This window comes from Kutzneria buriramensis, from assembly GCF_003387475.1.
GTDB lineage: Bacteria > Actinomycetota > Actinomycetes > Mycobacteriales > Pseudonocardiaceae > Kutzneria > Kutzneria buriramensis.
In genome coordinates this window covers 90,805-105,257 of the sequence record NZ_QUNO01000020.1, presented here as the reverse complement: position 1 = coordinate 105,257, position 14,453 = coordinate 90,805, and the positions used below count along the sequence as shown (strand labels likewise).

The 14,453-nt window shown below is 70.6% G+C and carries 15 protein-coding genes; 9 read left to right on the top strand and 6 right to left on the bottom strand.

Annotated features, from left to right (window positions below; translation table 11 throughout):
- The first annotated feature begins 33 nt into the window (after positions 1–33).
- The 3 genes from BCF44_RS43855 to BCF44_RS43845 are packed head-to-tail and all read left to right on the top strand — an operon-like array spanning position 34 to position 3,630.
- Entirely contained in the window at positions 34–1,365 is a 1,332-nt protein-coding gene (locus BCF44_RS43855) for a cytochrome P450 (protein WP_116180446.1), read from the top strand.
- 26 nt (positions 1,366–1,391) lie between these two features.
- Positions 1,392–2,195, top strand: coding sequence for an SDR family NAD(P)-dependent oxidoreductase (locus tag BCF44_RS43850; RefSeq protein WP_116180578.1), 804 nt, complete (start codon positions 1,392–1,394; stop codon positions 2,193–2,195).
- Positions 2,185–3,630 carry a flavin-containing monooxygenase gene (locus BCF44_RS43845; RefSeq protein ID WP_116180445.1) on the top strand — a complete coding sequence of 482 codons (1,446 nt, stop codon included), beginning with the start codon at positions 2,185–2,187 and terminating at the stop codon, positions 3,628–3,630. Before BCF44_RS43850 ends, BCF44_RS43845 begins: the two co-directional genes overlap by 11 nt.
- Here BCF44_RS43845 and BCF44_RS43840 read toward each other — a convergent pair.
- Positions 3,627–4,508: an NAD(+)/NADH kinase gene (locus BCF44_RS43840; RefSeq protein ID WP_116180444.1), complete on the bottom strand. Its 882-nt coding sequence runs from the start codon at positions 4,506–4,508 to the stop codon at positions 3,627–3,629. The genes BCF44_RS43845 and BCF44_RS43840 overlap by 4 nt on opposite strands.
- Before the next feature lie 100 nt (positions 4,509–4,608).
- Here BCF44_RS43840 and BCF44_RS43835 point away from each other — a divergent pair, with 100 nt between their 5' ends.
- Positions 4,609–5,247, top strand: coding sequence for a TetR/AcrR family transcriptional regulator (locus BCF44_RS43835; RefSeq protein WP_170218072.1), 639 nt, complete (start codon positions 4,609–4,611; stop codon positions 5,245–5,247).
- Here the strand turns inward: BCF44_RS43835 and BCF44_RS43830 are convergent, their stop codons facing one another.
- Together BCF44_RS43830 and BCF44_RS43825 are read right to left on the bottom strand one after the other, a co-directional pair.
- Positions 5,248–5,892 carry an FMN-dependent NADH-azoreductase gene (locus BCF44_RS43830; protein WP_116180442.1) on the bottom strand — a complete coding sequence of 215 codons (645 nt, stop codon included), beginning with the start codon at positions 5,890–5,892 and terminating at the stop codon, positions 5,248–5,250. It abuts the gene before it with no gap.
- Between the two features lie 289 nt (positions 5,893–6,181).
- A complete protein-coding gene (locus tag BCF44_RS43825) occupies positions 6,182–6,625 on the bottom strand; it encodes a GyrI-like domain-containing protein (RefSeq protein ID WP_116180441.1) in 444 nt (147 codons plus the stop codon).
- Positions 6,626–6,659: 34 nt separating this feature from the next.
- On the opposite strand from BCF44_RS43825, the gene BCF44_RS43820 reads away from it, so the two are divergent.
- Both BCF44_RS43820 and BCF44_RS43815 read left to right on the top strand, forming a co-directional pair.
- Positions 6,660–7,226 carry a methyltransferase family protein gene (locus BCF44_RS43820; RefSeq protein ID WP_116180440.1) on the top strand — a complete coding sequence of 189 codons (567 nt, stop codon included), beginning with the start codon at positions 6,660–6,662 and terminating at the stop codon, positions 7,224–7,226.
- Between the two features lie 80 nt (positions 7,227–7,306).
- On the top strand, positions 7,307–7,732 hold the full coding sequence (locus BCF44_RS43815) for a DUF6194 family protein (protein ID WP_116180439.1): 426 nt from the start codon (positions 7,307–7,309) through the stop codon (positions 7,730–7,732).
- Here the strand turns inward: BCF44_RS43815 and BCF44_RS43810 are convergent.
- Entirely contained in the window at positions 7,722–8,939 is a 1,218-nt protein-coding gene (locus BCF44_RS43810; protein ID WP_246016162.1) for a cytochrome P450, read from the bottom strand. The genes BCF44_RS43815 and BCF44_RS43810 overlap by 11 nt on opposite strands.
- 19 nt (positions 8,940–8,958) lie before the next feature.
- Between BCF44_RS43810 and BCF44_RS43805 the strand changes: the two genes are divergently transcribed.
- A complete protein-coding gene (locus tag BCF44_RS43805) occupies positions 8,959–9,624 on the top strand; it encodes a peptidylprolyl isomerase (RefSeq protein WP_116180437.1) in 666 nt (221 codons plus the stop codon).
- A 28-nt stretch (positions 9,625–9,652) separates the two neighbouring features.
- Complete coding sequence (locus BCF44_RS43800; RefSeq protein WP_116180577.1) at positions 9,653–10,279, top strand: TetR/AcrR family transcriptional regulator; 627 nt, start codon at positions 9,653–9,655, stop codon at positions 10,277–10,279.
- On the opposite strand, the gene ppk2 is transcribed toward BCF44_RS43800, so the two are convergent.
- Positions 10,276–11,193 (bottom strand): polyphosphate kinase 2, encoded by a 918-nt coding sequence (ppk2, locus tag BCF44_RS43795; protein WP_379801599.1) that lies wholly within the window; start codon positions 11,191–11,193, stop codon positions 10,276–10,278. The genes BCF44_RS43800 and ppk2 overlap by 4 nt on opposite strands.
- 89 nt (positions 11,194–11,282) lie before the next feature.
- Entirely contained in the window at positions 11,283–11,630 is a 348-nt protein-coding gene (locus tag BCF44_RS59350) for an excalibur calcium-binding domain-containing protein (protein ID WP_425460123.1), read from the bottom strand.
- Positions 11,631–11,815: 185 nt separating this feature from the next.
- On the opposite strand from BCF44_RS59350, the gene BCF44_RS43785 reads away from it, so the two are divergent.
- Positions 11,816–14,446, top strand: a complete 2,631-nt coding sequence (locus BCF44_RS43785) for an AAA family ATPase (RefSeq protein WP_116180434.1) — start codon at positions 11,816–11,818, stop codon at positions 14,444–14,446.
- Positions 14,447–14,453 lie beyond the last annotated feature (7 nt).

Below are 14,453 nucleotides of genomic sequence, written 5' to 3'. Positions count from 1 at the left end.
ATGGTACGACGCCGTACCACCTGGGAGGCAAGGATGACCACGCTGCGGCTGCCGCCGGGCCCCACCACTCCCCCGCTCATCCAGGCGGTCTACGGGCTCACCCGGCCGCGCCGCGGCGTGCACCGGCGGCGCGACCGCTACGGCGACGCCTTCACCATGAACTCCCCGGTGTTCGGCCGCTCCCTGATGATCAGCGACGCCGCCGAGATCCGGCAGCTGTTCCAGACCGATCCGGCGATCGCCGACAACGTCGAGCCCAACCTCGGCCGGGTGCTGGGGCGCGGCTCGCTGTTCGCCCTCGGCGGCGACGAGCACCGCAGGCAGCGCAAGCTGCTGGTGCCGCCGTTCCACGGCCGCCGGCTCGCGGCGTACGAGCAGATCATGGAGCGCGAGACCCTCCGCGAGTTCGACTCCTGGCCCCAGGACCGGGAATTCGCCACCATGCCGTCGATGATGCGGATCACCCTCAACATCATCCTGCGGGCGGTGTTCGGGGCCGAGGGCGCCGAGTTCGACGAGCTGCGGGAGCTGCTGCCGCGGTGGGTGAAGCTCGGCTCGCAGCTGGCGCTGCTGCCCGTGCCGACGGTGGACTGGGGCCGCTGGAGCCCGTGGGGCCGGTTCCACATCATGCGCCGCCGGTACGACGCGATCATCGAGCGGCTGATCGCCAAGGCCGAGCGGGACGGCGACCTCGACGACCGCGAGGACATCCTGGCGCTGATGCTCCAGGCCCGCTACGACGACGGCTCCCCGATGAGCCACCGCGACATCGCCGACCAGCTGCTGACCCTGCTCACCGCCGGCCACGAGACCACCGCGACCACGCTGGCCTGGGCGGTCGAGCGCCTGCGGCGGCACCCGGACGTGCTGCGCGCGCTGTCGTCCGGTGACGACAAGAAGCTGCGTGAGGCGACGATCGTCGAGGTGCAGCGGACCCGGCCGGTGATCGACACGGTCGGCCGCAAGATCCGCGCCGACGGCTTCCGGCTCGGGCGGTGGACGCTGCCCAAGGGCATGACGGTGCTGGTCAGCATCGCGTTGATCCACGAGGACGGTACCTTGTTCCCCGACCCGCTGCGGTTCGACCCGTATCGGTTCGTGGACGCGAAACCCGATCTGTACCAATGGATTCCGTTCGGTGGCGGCACCCGGCGCTGTCTGGGCGCGGCCTTCGCCAACATGGAGATGAACGTGGTGCTACGGACCCTGCTGCGTGAGTTCGAACTCGTTCCCACGGCCGCGCCGGACGAGGCCTGGCACTCCCGGGGCATCGCCAGCGCGCCCGGCAAGGGCGGCCTGGCGGTGGTGCGCCGGCGGGTCTCGACACCGGCCGCCCAGGCGACGGCGACGGCGGTGGCCCGGTGAAGCCGCAGCTCACCGGGCGGCCGGTGATGATCACCGGTGCGGCGTCCGGCATCGGCCGGAGCCTGGCACGGCGGCTGAGCCGCCTCGGCTCGCCGGTCGCGATCGCCGACGTCGACGAGACGGGGCTCAAGGAGACCGCCGCCGGCCTGCGCGGCAAGGTGCTCACCCGCGTGCTGGACGTCAGCGACGCCGCCGAGCAGCGGAAATTCGCCGACGAGGTGCGGGACTGGCTGCCGGCGCCGCTGGCCGCCGTGTTCAACAACGCCGGCGTCGCCCTGTCGTCGACCGTGCTGGACGGCGACCCCGCGGACGAGAACTGGCTGCACGACATCAACTTCCACGGCGTGGTCAACGGCACCAAGGCGTTCCTGCCGATCCTCGTCGAGCAGAACGAGGGCGTCGTCGTGAACACGTCGAGCGTGTTCGGACTCGCCGGCATGCCGTACCAGAGTGCCTACTGCGCCGCGAAGTTCGCCGTTCGGGGCTTCACCGACTCGCTGCGGCAGGAGCTGCGCGGCACCGGCGTCTCGGCGGTCAACGTGCATCCCGGCGGCATCAAGACGAACATCGTCCGAAATGGACGGATGCGGCAGGACCCGGACGGCGAGGAGCGCGGCAAGGACGAGATCGCGGCGTCCTTCGACAAGATCGCCATGACCACGCCGGACAAGGCGGCGCAGATCATCCACCGGGGCGTGGAGCAGGGCAAGGCCCGCATCCTCGTCGGACCCGACGCATACTTCTTCGACACCCTCATGCGCGTCGCCCCCACGCACTACTTCGACGTGCTCGCCCGCTTCATGCGCTCCGGGAGTCAGCGTGGCCAGTGAGAATCTTGACGTGCTGATAGTCGGCGCCGGCCTGTCCGGGGTCGGCGCCGCCCACCACATCCAGTCCGCCTTCCCGCACCGGACGTACGCGATTCTCGAGGCGCGGGAGGCGATGGGCGGCACCTGGGACCTGTTCCGGTACCCGGGCGTGCGGTCCGACTCCGACATGCAGACGCTGGGCTACCGGTTCCGGCCGTGGACGCAGGCCAAGGCCATCGCCGACGGTCCGTCGATCCTGGAGTACGTCAGGGAGACCGCCGCCGAGGCCGGCATCGACCGGCACATCCGGTACGGGCACCGGGTCGTCGGCGCGGCATGGTCCACAGAGGACTCCCGCTGGACGGTGGACGTCGAGAGCGGCGGGGAAACCTTCCAGCTGACGGCGAAATTCCTCTACCTGTGCACCGGCTACTACCACTACGACGGCGGCTACACCCCCACCTTCCCCGGCATCGAGCGGTTCGGCGGCACGGTCGTGCACCCGCAGCAGTGGCCGGAGGATCTGGACTACGCCGGCAAGAAGGTCGTGGTGATCGGCAGCGGGGCAACCGCGGTGACGCTCGTGCCGGCGATGACCGACAAGGCGTCGCACGTGACGATGTTGCAGCGCTCGCCCACGTACATCATCGCCGTGCCCGGCGAGGACCCCATCGCCAACCGCCTGCGGGGACTGCTCGGCGACCGGCTGGGGTATCGGGTGACGCGGTGGAAGAACGTCGCCGTGAGCACGCTGCTGTACCAGCTCAGCCAGCGGCGCCCCCGGCTGGTGAAGTCGTTGCTGCGCAAGGCGACCGTGAAGATGCTGCCGCCCGGCTACGACGTCGACACGCACTTCAGGCCCCGGTACGACCCGTGGGACCAGCGGCTGTGCCTGGTGCCGGACGGCGACCTGTTCCGGGCCATCAGCAGCGGCAAGGCATCCGTGGCCACCGACGAGATCGCCGACTTCTCGGAGACCGGCATCCGGCTGCGGTCCGGGACGGAGCTGCCGGCGGACGTCGTCGTCACCGCCACCGGGCTGCGGCTGCTGGCGTTCGGCGGCATCCGGCTGGCGGTGGACGGTCGCGAGATCAAGCTGCCGGAAACCATGGCGTACAAGGGAATGATGCTCAGCGGCCTGCCGAACTTCGTGTTCACCATCGGCTACACGAACGCGTCCTGGACACTGAAGGCCGACCTGGTCAGCGAATACACGGTACGGCTGCTCAAGCACATGGACGCCAACGGTTTCCGGCGGTGCGTGCCGGTGAACGACGACCCCCGGGTCAGCGAGCGGCCGCTGATGAACTTCCAGGCCGGCTACGTGCAGCGGTCCGTGCACGAGTTCCCCAAGTCGGGCTCGCGGCGGCCGTGGCAGCTGAGCATGACCTACGCCGTCGACGCCGTGCAGCTGCGCCGCGGGCGCGTCGACGACGGCACGATGCAGTTCGGTTAGAGGATTTCCGCCGCGTCCGGCCAGGTCATCGGGATCTCCGCCGAGTCGGAGATCCGCAGCTTGCGCCGGGCGCGCTGGAAGAAGGTGGTCCGTCCGAGCCGCACCACCCGTGCGGCGCCGGGGCGGGCCACCAGCTCGATGACGTCGCCCGGCTCCACGTAACCGGTCACCTCGCCGTCCACCTCGACGGCGAGCCGGCCGCTGGTCGGCAGGATCTCCAGTTCCACGGTGTCGTGCACGGAGAGCACCACGCCCCGGCTGTAGGCCGAGTGCGGCGCGGCCGGCGTCACCAGCAGGGCCTCCACCGACGGGCTGGTGATCGGGCCGCCGGCGGAGAAGCTGTAGGCGGTCGACCCGGTCGGGGTCGCGACGATCACCGCGTCGGCGGCGTAGCTCACGAACGGCTGCCCGTCGACCCGCACCGCGACCACGGCGCTGCCGTCGCCCGGCACCCGCACCACCGCGACGTCGTTGAACGCCGTCATGCGGCGGCCCGCGAACAGGGCGTCCACCGCCAGGCGCGGCTCGATCGTGAACTGGTGGTCGTCGATCGCGGTCAGCGCGTCCGGCAGCTCCGGCACGTCGACCTCGGCCAGGAAGCCCAGCTTGCCCAGGTTCACGCCCAGCACCGGCGCCCGCTGGCCGTCCGCGATGCGCATCGCCCGCAGCATCGTGCCGTCGCCGCCGAGGCTGACCACGAGGTCCGCCCGCTCGCCGAGCTCGACCGGCGAGACCGGCACCGCGGCGCAGTCCAGCCGGCCGACCTCGCCAGCGATGCCGAGGATCTCGATGTTCCGCTTCGCGGCCCAGCCGAGCACCGCGGACACGGCGGCCATCGAGTCCCGCTGGGGGTGCAGCACAAGACCGGCGGAGTGCATGGGTGAAGTCTGCCCCGTCCCGGGCGTTCCGGCGAGGCCGACTGCCCCATCGATCATCGCGTCCCGGCCGTCCGGCCCAGGTGGCCGGTATTCTTGGCGGATGAGCGTGGGGTCGACGGCACCGGCGCGGGGACAGCGCCGCGCGGCGCTGGTCGCGGTCGCGTCCGAGATGTTCGCCCGCAAGCCGTACGACGAGATCTACATCAGCGACATCGCCAAGGAGGCGGGCGTCGCCCACGGGCTGCTGTTCTACCACTTCAAGGACAAGCGCGGGTTGTACCTCGAGGTGCTGCGGCAGATGCAGGCCGAGATCGCCGCGCTGCACGACCGGCGGCCCGGCGAGGACACCAACTCGGAGTGGCTGCGCGGCGTGGTGCGGCGGCAGATCGAGTACCGCCGCGACCACGTGCACACGTCCATGGCGATCATGCGGGCCGGCGGCCAGGACCCCGAGGTCGACGAGCTCGTCGAGCAGACCCGCCGGTCCGGGGTCTGCTTCCTGCGCCGGCTGCTCGGCGTGGAGGGCGAGCCCGTGCCCCAGCTGCGGGTCGCCATGCGCGGCGCCATGGGCGCGGTCGACGAGATGACCGTGGACTGGCTCGCCCACGACCTCGACCTGGACCTCGACCAGCTGATCGAGTTCGCCTACGGCACCGTGCTGGCCATCCTCGGCTCCGTCTGCACCGCCGGCGACCACGACATCACCCAGGCCCTGGACGCCCTGCGCCCCGCCGGCTGATCAGGCCACCGGCACCGGGGCCCACAGGCCGTCGATCTCCTGCTCGGCCTGGAGCAGGCTCTTCTCCGCCAGCGGGATGAGCTCCGCCATCGCCGGCACGACCGGGGCCAGCGTCAGCTCGGCGGTGATGAAGCGGGGCTCCAGGCCGGTCGCCTCCAGGGCGTGCGGCAGCCACGGGGTGACGTGGTCCCAGCCGTGGCGCGGCGTGCCGGGGCCGTAGCCGCCGCCACGGGAGCCGAGGACGATCAGGTCCCGGCCCTCGAGCAGGCCGGTGCCGGTGCTCGGGTCGTAGGACAGACCCGGCGCGAGCAGGTGGTCCACCCACGCCTTGACGCTGCTCGGCGCGCCGTAGTTGTAGAGCGGCAGGCCCAGCACGATGGCGTCGGCCTCGCGGATCTCGCCGATCAGCTGCTCGCTGAGCCGCCAGGACGCGGCCTGCTCCGGCGTGTGCTGCTCGACCGGCAGCTGACGGGCCATGCCGCCGTTGTCGTCGAGGTGCGGGATCGGGTTCCGGCCCAGGTCGCGGTACGTGACCGTGCCGTCCGGGTGGGCCGCCCGCCACACCGCGACGGCACGCGCCGTCAGCTTCCGGCTGACCGACTGCCCGCCCTTGATGGACGAGTCGATGTGCAACAGATGAGCCATCCCGTGTCACCCCTGGCTTGACTTGACTTCATGTCAGTTGAGAGCTCAAGCATGCAACCTGACTTGACTTCATGTCAAACCCCGAGACCGGCATCACAACCCCCGCGAGTCGCGCCCACAGACACACCGAATGTCGATTTCAGGCAGAAACGAACCCCGGGTCTCAGCACCCACCCCAGGGCCTCAGATGTGCACGAACCCGCATTTCGGTGTGACGCTGGGCGGGACTCGCGGGGGGTTCTGCCCCAGAGTTACATTCGGGGTGTCTGAGAGCGCGACTCGCGGGGGTTCAGGCGAGTTGGTAGGTGATCTCGGTCCAGACCTGGGCGGGGTCGTCGTGGTGGGGGCCGTAGGTCTCCCATGAGACGCCGTTGCGAGAAAGACCTTCAGCGCCGCAGAAGTCGGTGACGGCGCGGTGGGCGGCGCCGAGGTCGGCGTACGATCCATAGTGGACGGTGCGGGCCACCCGGCCGGCGGGCAGCACCGAGGCGACGACGCGGCCCGTGAGCGGACACGGGCGATCCAGCATCACGCCGACCTCGACGTTGGGCACAGCGTCCTTGTACAGCATGATGTTCCGGCAACCGCTGGTGATTCCGCCGGCCCTTAGGCAAGCCCACACCTCGTCCAGCAGCGGCTTCCACAGCGACGGGAACTCCCGCCACGTGGTCGCCGCGGCCACGACGGCCGTCGGAACTGCGTCCACATCGACCACGGTCACGGCGTGTGCCATGCGTGCATGGTAGGCGTGGATCTACCGTTGCGGAATGACGGTCGTGTTGTGGGTTGTCATCGCGCTGTGGGCGATCGGCGAGGTCGCGCTTCAACTGACGCAGCTGCTGCGCAGCGAGCGAACCAAGGTGCGGGAGTTCGGCAGCTACGGCGGCATCGCCGTGTCGGCGCTGCTGGCGGTCGGGCTGGCGACACTGCTCCGCAGAGCGCTGCCGGCGCTGGACTTTCCGTCCCGGCAGCCGGGCTGGCTGGCGGCGAGCATCGTGCTCGTCGCGCTGGGCGGCGGCTTCCGGCTGTGGTCGATCGCCACCCTGGGCCGCTACTTCCGGGCGGTCGTGCACATCCAGGAGAACCACCACGTGGTGCGTTCGGGGCCGTACCGGGTGCTGCGCCACCCGTCCTACACCGGTCTGCTGGTGGCGCTGCTCGGCGTCGCGCTGATCATCGGCAACTACGCGTCGTCGGCGATCTTCTGGCTGACGGTGGTCGCCGGCATCCTGTACCGGATCCGCGTCGAGGAGCGGATGCTGCTCGACGGCCTCGGCGACGACTACGCCGCCTACATGCGCGAGACGAACCGGCTCATCCCCGGCGTGTGGTGACCCACTTGAGGGTTGTGCGCCATAACAGCAGACGGCAACGACGAAAGCCTCACATAGCGGTTCAATGACACACTTGAAGGGTGGATGTCGACGAACTGACCAGGCACATCACTGACACCTTCGCCGGAGTACGGGTCGCCGAGCACCAGGGCGACCTGTTCTTCCTCTACGACCCGGACGGCGACCTGCCGCCGCAGCGGCAGCTCCCGTTCGTCACGATCGTCACCGGCGACCACTACGACACGGCGTCCGATCTCGGCCGCGACGGCGCGTACCGCGTGAACATCGGCCTCACCAAGGCCGGCTACGCCGAACTGATCACCAAGTCCACAGTGGACTCATACACCGCCCGGGACACGCTCCTACCCCACCCCGAATATGCCGGCCAGCACTGGGTCTGCGTGGTCAACCCCGGCTTGCGCACCGCCGACACGGTGCGCAAGCTCGTCGCCGACGCCTACGAGTTCGCGGCCCGCAAGCACGACAACCGCACGGTCACCAGGTGACCGGCATGCTCCGCAGCCCGTAGACGATCCCGTTGTGCTTGAAATCGGACGGCGCCTGCGGCTCCGCCAGCCGCAGGCCCGGCACGCGTTGCAGCAACGCCGTCAGCGCGACCTGGAGCTCGATCCGCGCCAACTGCTGGCCGATGCACTGGTGCGCCCCGAAACCGAAGGCCAGGTGCGTGCGGTCCTTCCGGGTGACGTCGAGGCGGTCGGCGTGCGGGTAGACCTGCTCGTCCCGGTTGCCGGACTGGGTGGCGGCGATCAGCCACTCCCCCGCCTTGACGTCGATGCCACCGACCGTGAGGTCCTCCGTCGCGTACCGGAAGATCCCGAACTGCACCACCGACAGGTAGCGCAGCAACTCCTCGACGGCGGTGCCGATGGTCTCCGGCGCGGCACGCATGGCGGCCAACTGCTCGGGATTCGCCAGCAGCGCCGACATGCTCAGCACGATCGTGTTGGCGGTCGTCTCGTGCCCGGCGACCAGCAGCGACAGGGCGAGGATCTCCAGCTCTTCCATGATCAGCGGCCGGTCGGTCTCGTTCCCACGGGCGATCAGCCGGCTCACCAGGTCGTCCCGCGGTTCGACCATCCGCTGCTCGATCAGCTCCCGCAGATAGTCCCGCAGCCGCTGCGCCGTCGCCTCGCGGGTGGCCATGTCCGCCTCGAAACCGATCAGCACCTGGCTGTCGTGCTGGAACATGTCGCGGTCGGCGTAGGGCACGCCCAGCATCTCGCAGATGACCAGCGACGGGATGGGCAGCGCGAAGTCGGTGAGCAGGTCGGCGTCGGCGCCCTTGAGCATCCCGTCGATGTGCTCGTCGGTGATCCGTTGGATGTAGGGCCGCAGCGCCTCCATCCGCCGCACGGTGAACTCGCCGATGAGCAGCCGACGCAGGCGCGCGTGCTCCTCGCCGTCGTGCGAGAGGATCGCCCCGGGCAGCGGGTCGGCGTCGTCGTAGTCCGGCAGCATGTGGTTGGACGTCGCGGCGCGAGCGCTCACGCGCGGATCGGCCAGCACGGCGCGGATGTCCTCGTACCGGCTGACCAGCCACGCGTCCATGCCGGCCGGGCAGCGCACCGGGGTCACCGGGTCTTCCGCGCGCAGCCGGGTGAAGGCCGAGTCCGGGTCGAACGGGCAGCTTTCCGGCCTGGTGGCGGGGAATTCGGGGATGTCGGCGCGGGTGGCAGGGCGAGTTTCCGTCACGTGAGCTAGCTTGCCAGCCATGAGGAAGCACTGGGGTGGTGTTCTCGCCGTGCTCGGACTGGCCGGCGCGCTGATCTTTCCCGTTCAACCCGCGATGGCGGCAACTGTGCCCCTGACCCGCTGCACTTTCACGCCGACGCCGGACAATCCGGCCGCCCGGCCGGTGCTGCGGCCGCTGCCGATCGCACCGACCATCGGCACCGTCGACGTGACCTACTGGTTCAACTACGGACCGGTCACCGTGCGCCTGAACCGGGCCGGCGCCGCCCCGTGCGCCGTGCACAACATGATCAGCCTGGTGGCACAGCGGTTCTACGACCACAGCCAGTGCTGGCGGCTGACCAACAGCACGCGGCTGGGTGTGTTGCAGTGCGGGGACATCTACGAGGTGGAGAAGGGCGGCCCCGGCTACAAGTTCCCGGACGAGACCGACGGCACCGAGACCTACGGCCGGGGCACGATCGCGATGGGCAACCAGGGGCCCGGCACCAACGGCAGCGAGTGGTTCATCGTGCACTCGTTCGCCCACATCCCGACCGACTACTCGGTGATGGGCACGGTCATCCGCGGCATGGACGTGCTGGACCGGATCGTTGCCGCCGGCATCATCCCGAGCGACCGGGGCCCGCTGGACGGCTCGCCGGCCCAACCCGTCAAGATCCTCCGGGCGGCGGTGACGAACTAAGTTCGTACAGGCCGGTAGAGTGGCCGGCATGCCGCGCAAGACTCCCATCACGGCCGACCGCATCACCGACGCGGCGCTCCAGGTCATCGCCGCCGAGGGCTACGACGCGCTGACGATCCGGCGCGTCGCGGCCGTGCTCGGCACCGGACCCTCCTCGCTGTACGCGCACATCGTCAGCAAGGAGGAGCTCGACGACCTGCTCATCGGCCGCCTGCTTGCCGGCATCGAGCTGCCCGCGCCCGACCCGGCCACGTGGCGACGGCAGATCCGCGACGTCTACGCCCAGATCCGCGACCAGTACCTGGCCTACCCCGGCGTCTCCCGCGCCGCGCTGGCCATCGTCCCCACCAACCCGGAGACGCTGCGGGTCGCCGAGGGGATCCTGGCGATCCTGCTGGCCGGCGGCGTCGAACCCCGGACCGCCGCCTGGGCGCTGGACGCGCTCACCCTCTACGTCTGCGGCTACACGCTGGAGCGCTCGCTCGTCCAGCGGGGGCAGGAGTGGGTCCTCAGCCGTGAGGAACTCATGGACCGGTTCGGCGCCCTGCCGGCCGACCGGTTCCCGCACACCCGGCGCCACGCCGCCGACCTGACCGCCGGCACCGGGCACGACCGGTTCGACTTCACCCTGTCGCTGATCCTCGACAACCTCTAACGGTGGTCGTCCTCGCCCGCCTCCAGCAGGGTCGACGCCGCGCCGACCACGTTCGGGTCGGGCTTGCCGATCACCTCGTGGTCCTTGTCCTCGAAGTCGACGAGCGAGAGCACGTGCCGCATCGCCTCGACGCGGGCCCGCTTCTTGTCGTTGCTCTTCACCACGGTCCACGGCGCGTAGTCGGTGTCGGTGGCGCGGAACATCGCCACCTTCGCCGCCGTGTAGGCGTCCCAGCGGTCCAGTGACTCGACGTCGTTCGGGCTGAGCTTCCACTGCCGCACCGGGTCGACCTGGCGGATCAGGAAGCGGGTGCGCTGCTCGGCCTGGGACACCGAGAACCACAGCTTGACCAGGATCACGCCGTCGTCCACCAGCATCCGCTCGAACGTCGGAGCCTGCTCCAGGAAGCGCCGGTACTGGTCCTCGGTGCAGTAGCCCATCACCCGCTCGACGCCGGCGCGGTTGTACCAGGAGCGGTCCAGCAGCACGATCTCGCCGGCCGTGGGCAGGTGCGCGGCGTAGCGCTGGAAGTACCACTGGCCCTGCTCGCGCTCGGTCGGCTTGTCCAGCGCCACCACCCGCGCGCCGCGGGGGTTGAGGTGCTCGGTGAACCGCTTGATCGTGCCGCCCTTGCCGGCCGCGTCCCGGCCCTCGCAGACGATGACCATGCGGCGGCCGGTTTCCTTGATCCAGTACTGCATCTTCAGCAGCTCGATCTGGAGCAGCCGCTTGACGAGGTCGTACTCGTCCCGGCCCAGCCGCGAGGAGTAGGGGTAGTTCTCCCGCCACGTGTCGACGACGGAGCCGTCGGCGCGCAGCAGGATCGGCTCGTCGCCGTCCTCGTACTCGACCACCATGTCGTCGTGCTGGAGTTCCGGGAAGCGGGCGAGGACCTCTGGGGATTGCTGGATCACAGCTCAGGCATACCCGGCGGGTCACGGCCGGAACAAGGAACTCCGGGTTACCAGCGGATTGACTTCAATTGACACTGAAGCCACAGTGTTTACTTTTCGCAGGCGATGCCGTCCCCGTCCCGGTCGAGCCCGGACCGGTAGCCGGGCTGGCCGCGATAGAGCGGCGCGACGCCGGCGGCCCGCGCGGCGGCGCAGTTCGCGTAGTAGACGTTCGCCGGTGGCGGCGCGGCGGCCGTGGTCTGCGGCGCGGGCGGGGGCTGCTCGACGGTCGGCGGCGGAGGTGGCGGCGCGATCGTGGTGGTGGTCGTCGGGGGCGGAAGTGTGGTGGTCGTCGTGGTGGGCGCGGCGGAGCTGGTCGTGGTTGTCGTCGTTGTCGTCGTTGTCGTCGTGATGGGTGGTGGGGTCGCCACCCCGGACCCGCAGGCCGCCAAGGCCACAAGCAAAACGATCGAGACCGTCAATTTCGCGCACGTGCGCAATTCCACGAATTCCTCCCCTGGCCCTGTCCTGGTCATCACTATCGACGCCCGGTGCCGCCCGTTACGCCCGCAATGACCGGTCGGTGCCGCGCCCCGCGTTGGCCTAGCCTGCAAGCAGGGGAAACTGCTGAGGGGGATGGTTCGTGGCGCTGTGTGAACGGGAGTCGGAACGTACCCGGCTGGCGGCGCTGGTCGGCGGCATCCGCGAGCGGGGCGGGGCGCTGGTGGTGCGCGGCGAGGCGGGCATCGGCAAGTCGGCGCTGCTGGCGGAGATCCGCGCCACCGGGCTGCGGGTGCTCACGGCGACCGGGGTGGCGGCCGAGCAGCACCTCACCTTCGCGGGCCTGCACCAACTCCTGTTCCCCCTCCGCAAGTCGATCGACTGCCTGCCGGCGGCCCAGCGCGAGGCGCTGCGCGCCGCCCTCGGTCTGACGGACGGCCCGCGGCCGGAGATCTACCTGGTCGGCATGGCGGCGCTGAACCTGCTCGCGGAGGCGGCGGCCGAGCGGCCGGTGCTGCTCGTGGTGGACGACGCGCACTGGCTGGATCCGACCAGCCAGGACGTGCTGACGTTCGTGGCGCGGCGGCTGGAATCGGAGCCGATCGTGTTCGTGGCGGCAATTCGGGACGGAGAGGCTTCCCGTTTGGACGCCGCCGGCCTGCCGGCCCTCAACCTCGCGTCGCTGTCGGCCGAAGCATCATTCGAGCTGCTGGACGAGGCCGCACCGGAATTGGATTCGGCGACGAAATCTCGGGTGGTCACGGCGGCGGCCGGCAATCCGCTGGCGCTGCGGGAGCTTTCCCGCGGCGACATCACCGGCATGGAGCAGACCTTCGCGACGCGCGCGCGGGCGCTGCCGGCTACGACACAGACCTTCCTGCTGATCGCCGCCCTGAACGACAGCAGTGCGGTCTCCGACGCGTTGTGCGCAGCGAATGCGGACCTGGTGGCGCTCACCCCGGCGGTCGAGGCGGGGTTCATCGTCGTCGAGCAGGACACCATGACGTTCCGGCATCCGCTGATGCGGTCCGCCGTCGTCAAGGATGCCTCGCCTTCCGCACGCCAGGCGGCGCACAAGGCCCTGGCCGGGGCGATCGACGAGCCGGACCGCCGCGCCTGGCACCGCGCGGCGGCCGCCAACGGCCCGGACGAGGCGGTGGCTCAAGAGCTGGAAGACAGTGCCCAGCGAGCGGAGCGCCGGGGCGGCGTCGAGGCGGCGGTGGCGTCCTTCGAGCGGTCGGCGCAGCTCAGCGAGTCGGCGGAGCTCAGGGCGGTGCGTCTGTTGAAGGCGGCCGGCCTCGCCGTGGAGACCGGCCAGCGGGAGCTCGTCGACCGGCTGCTCACGGACGCCTCACGGCTCGAGCTGAACGCGAACCAGCAGGCCGTGGTCCGGTGGTTGCCGACCAGCTTCGATGACGGCCTGCGCGACGGCCTGTCCGGCCCGGGCGAGCTCGCCGACCTGGCCGTGTCGGTATTGGCCGACGGCACACTCGACCTGGCGATGGGGATCCTGTGGGGCGCGGCGATGCGCTGCTTCTGGGTCGAGCCGGGGCCGGCGGACCGGCGGCGGCTCACCAGGGCCGCCGACCGGATGCCGCTCGACCGGCACGACCCGCGGCTGGTGGCGATCAACGCGTACGTGACGCCGTTCGAGCGAGGCGAGTCCGTGCTGGCCGATCTGACCGTGCTGGCCGGGCAGGTTCGCGACCCGCAGGTGGACCGGTTCCTCGGCAGCGCGGCGATGCAGGTCGGGGCGTTCGACCTGTCCGCACGGTTTTCCGCCGCCGCACAGCCGGGTCTGCGCACGCAGGGCCGGCTCGCGTTCCTCGCCCGGGCGGTCGGCGTGCAGGCGTGGAGCTGTGTGCGGCTGGGTGATCTCGCGACGGCGTTGTCCGCCGCCGAGGAGGGTGAGCGGCTCGCCGTCGAGACCGCGCAGCCGTACATACACGGGCTTTCCGTTGCCGTACAGGCGGAAATCGCCGCCCTGCGCGGCGACTACGCCAGGTCCGAGGAGCTGTGCGTTGCGGCGGAACGGATCGGGCTCGCCGCCGGCGCCCGACCGGTGTTGGCGACCGTGCAGCTGGCTCGCGGCGTCGCGGCGCTCGGCGAGGGTCGGCACGCCGACGCGTTCGCGAACCTCATGCGCCTCAACGATTCCGCCGACCCGGCGTACCAGATGGCGTTGCGCTGCTATGTGATCGCCGAGCTGACCGAGGCCGCCGTCCGCTGCGGCCAGCTCGGGCCGCTGGAGGAACTGTTGCGGGAGTTCGAGATGTACGCCGCGATGACGCCGTCTCCCGCGCTGCACATCGGACTCCGGCACGCGCGGGCGGTCCTCGCCCCGGACGACGAGGCGGAGAAGCTGTTCCGCGCGGCCCTCGACGCGGACCCGTGGCCGTTGGAGCGCGGCCGCATCCAGCTGGCCTTCGGCGAATGGCTGCGCCGGCAGCGACGCCCCTCCGATTCCCGCCCGCAGCTGCGGGCGGCCCGCGAGACGTTCGAGGCGCTCGGCGTGACGGCGTGGGCCGAACGGGCCCGCAACGAGCTCCGCGCGGCCGGCGAGGCCAGCCCCGACCAGGCCGCCGACGCGGTCGGCGAGCTCACCCCGCACGAGCTGAACATCGCTCGGCTCGCCGCGTCGGGCCTCACGAACCGCGAGATCGGGCAGCAGCTCTACCTCTCGCACCGGACGATCGGCACGCACCTGCACCGCATCTTCCCGAAGCTGGGCATCAGCTCGCGCGGCGAATTGCGAGACGTGCTCGGCGGGTGACGTACAC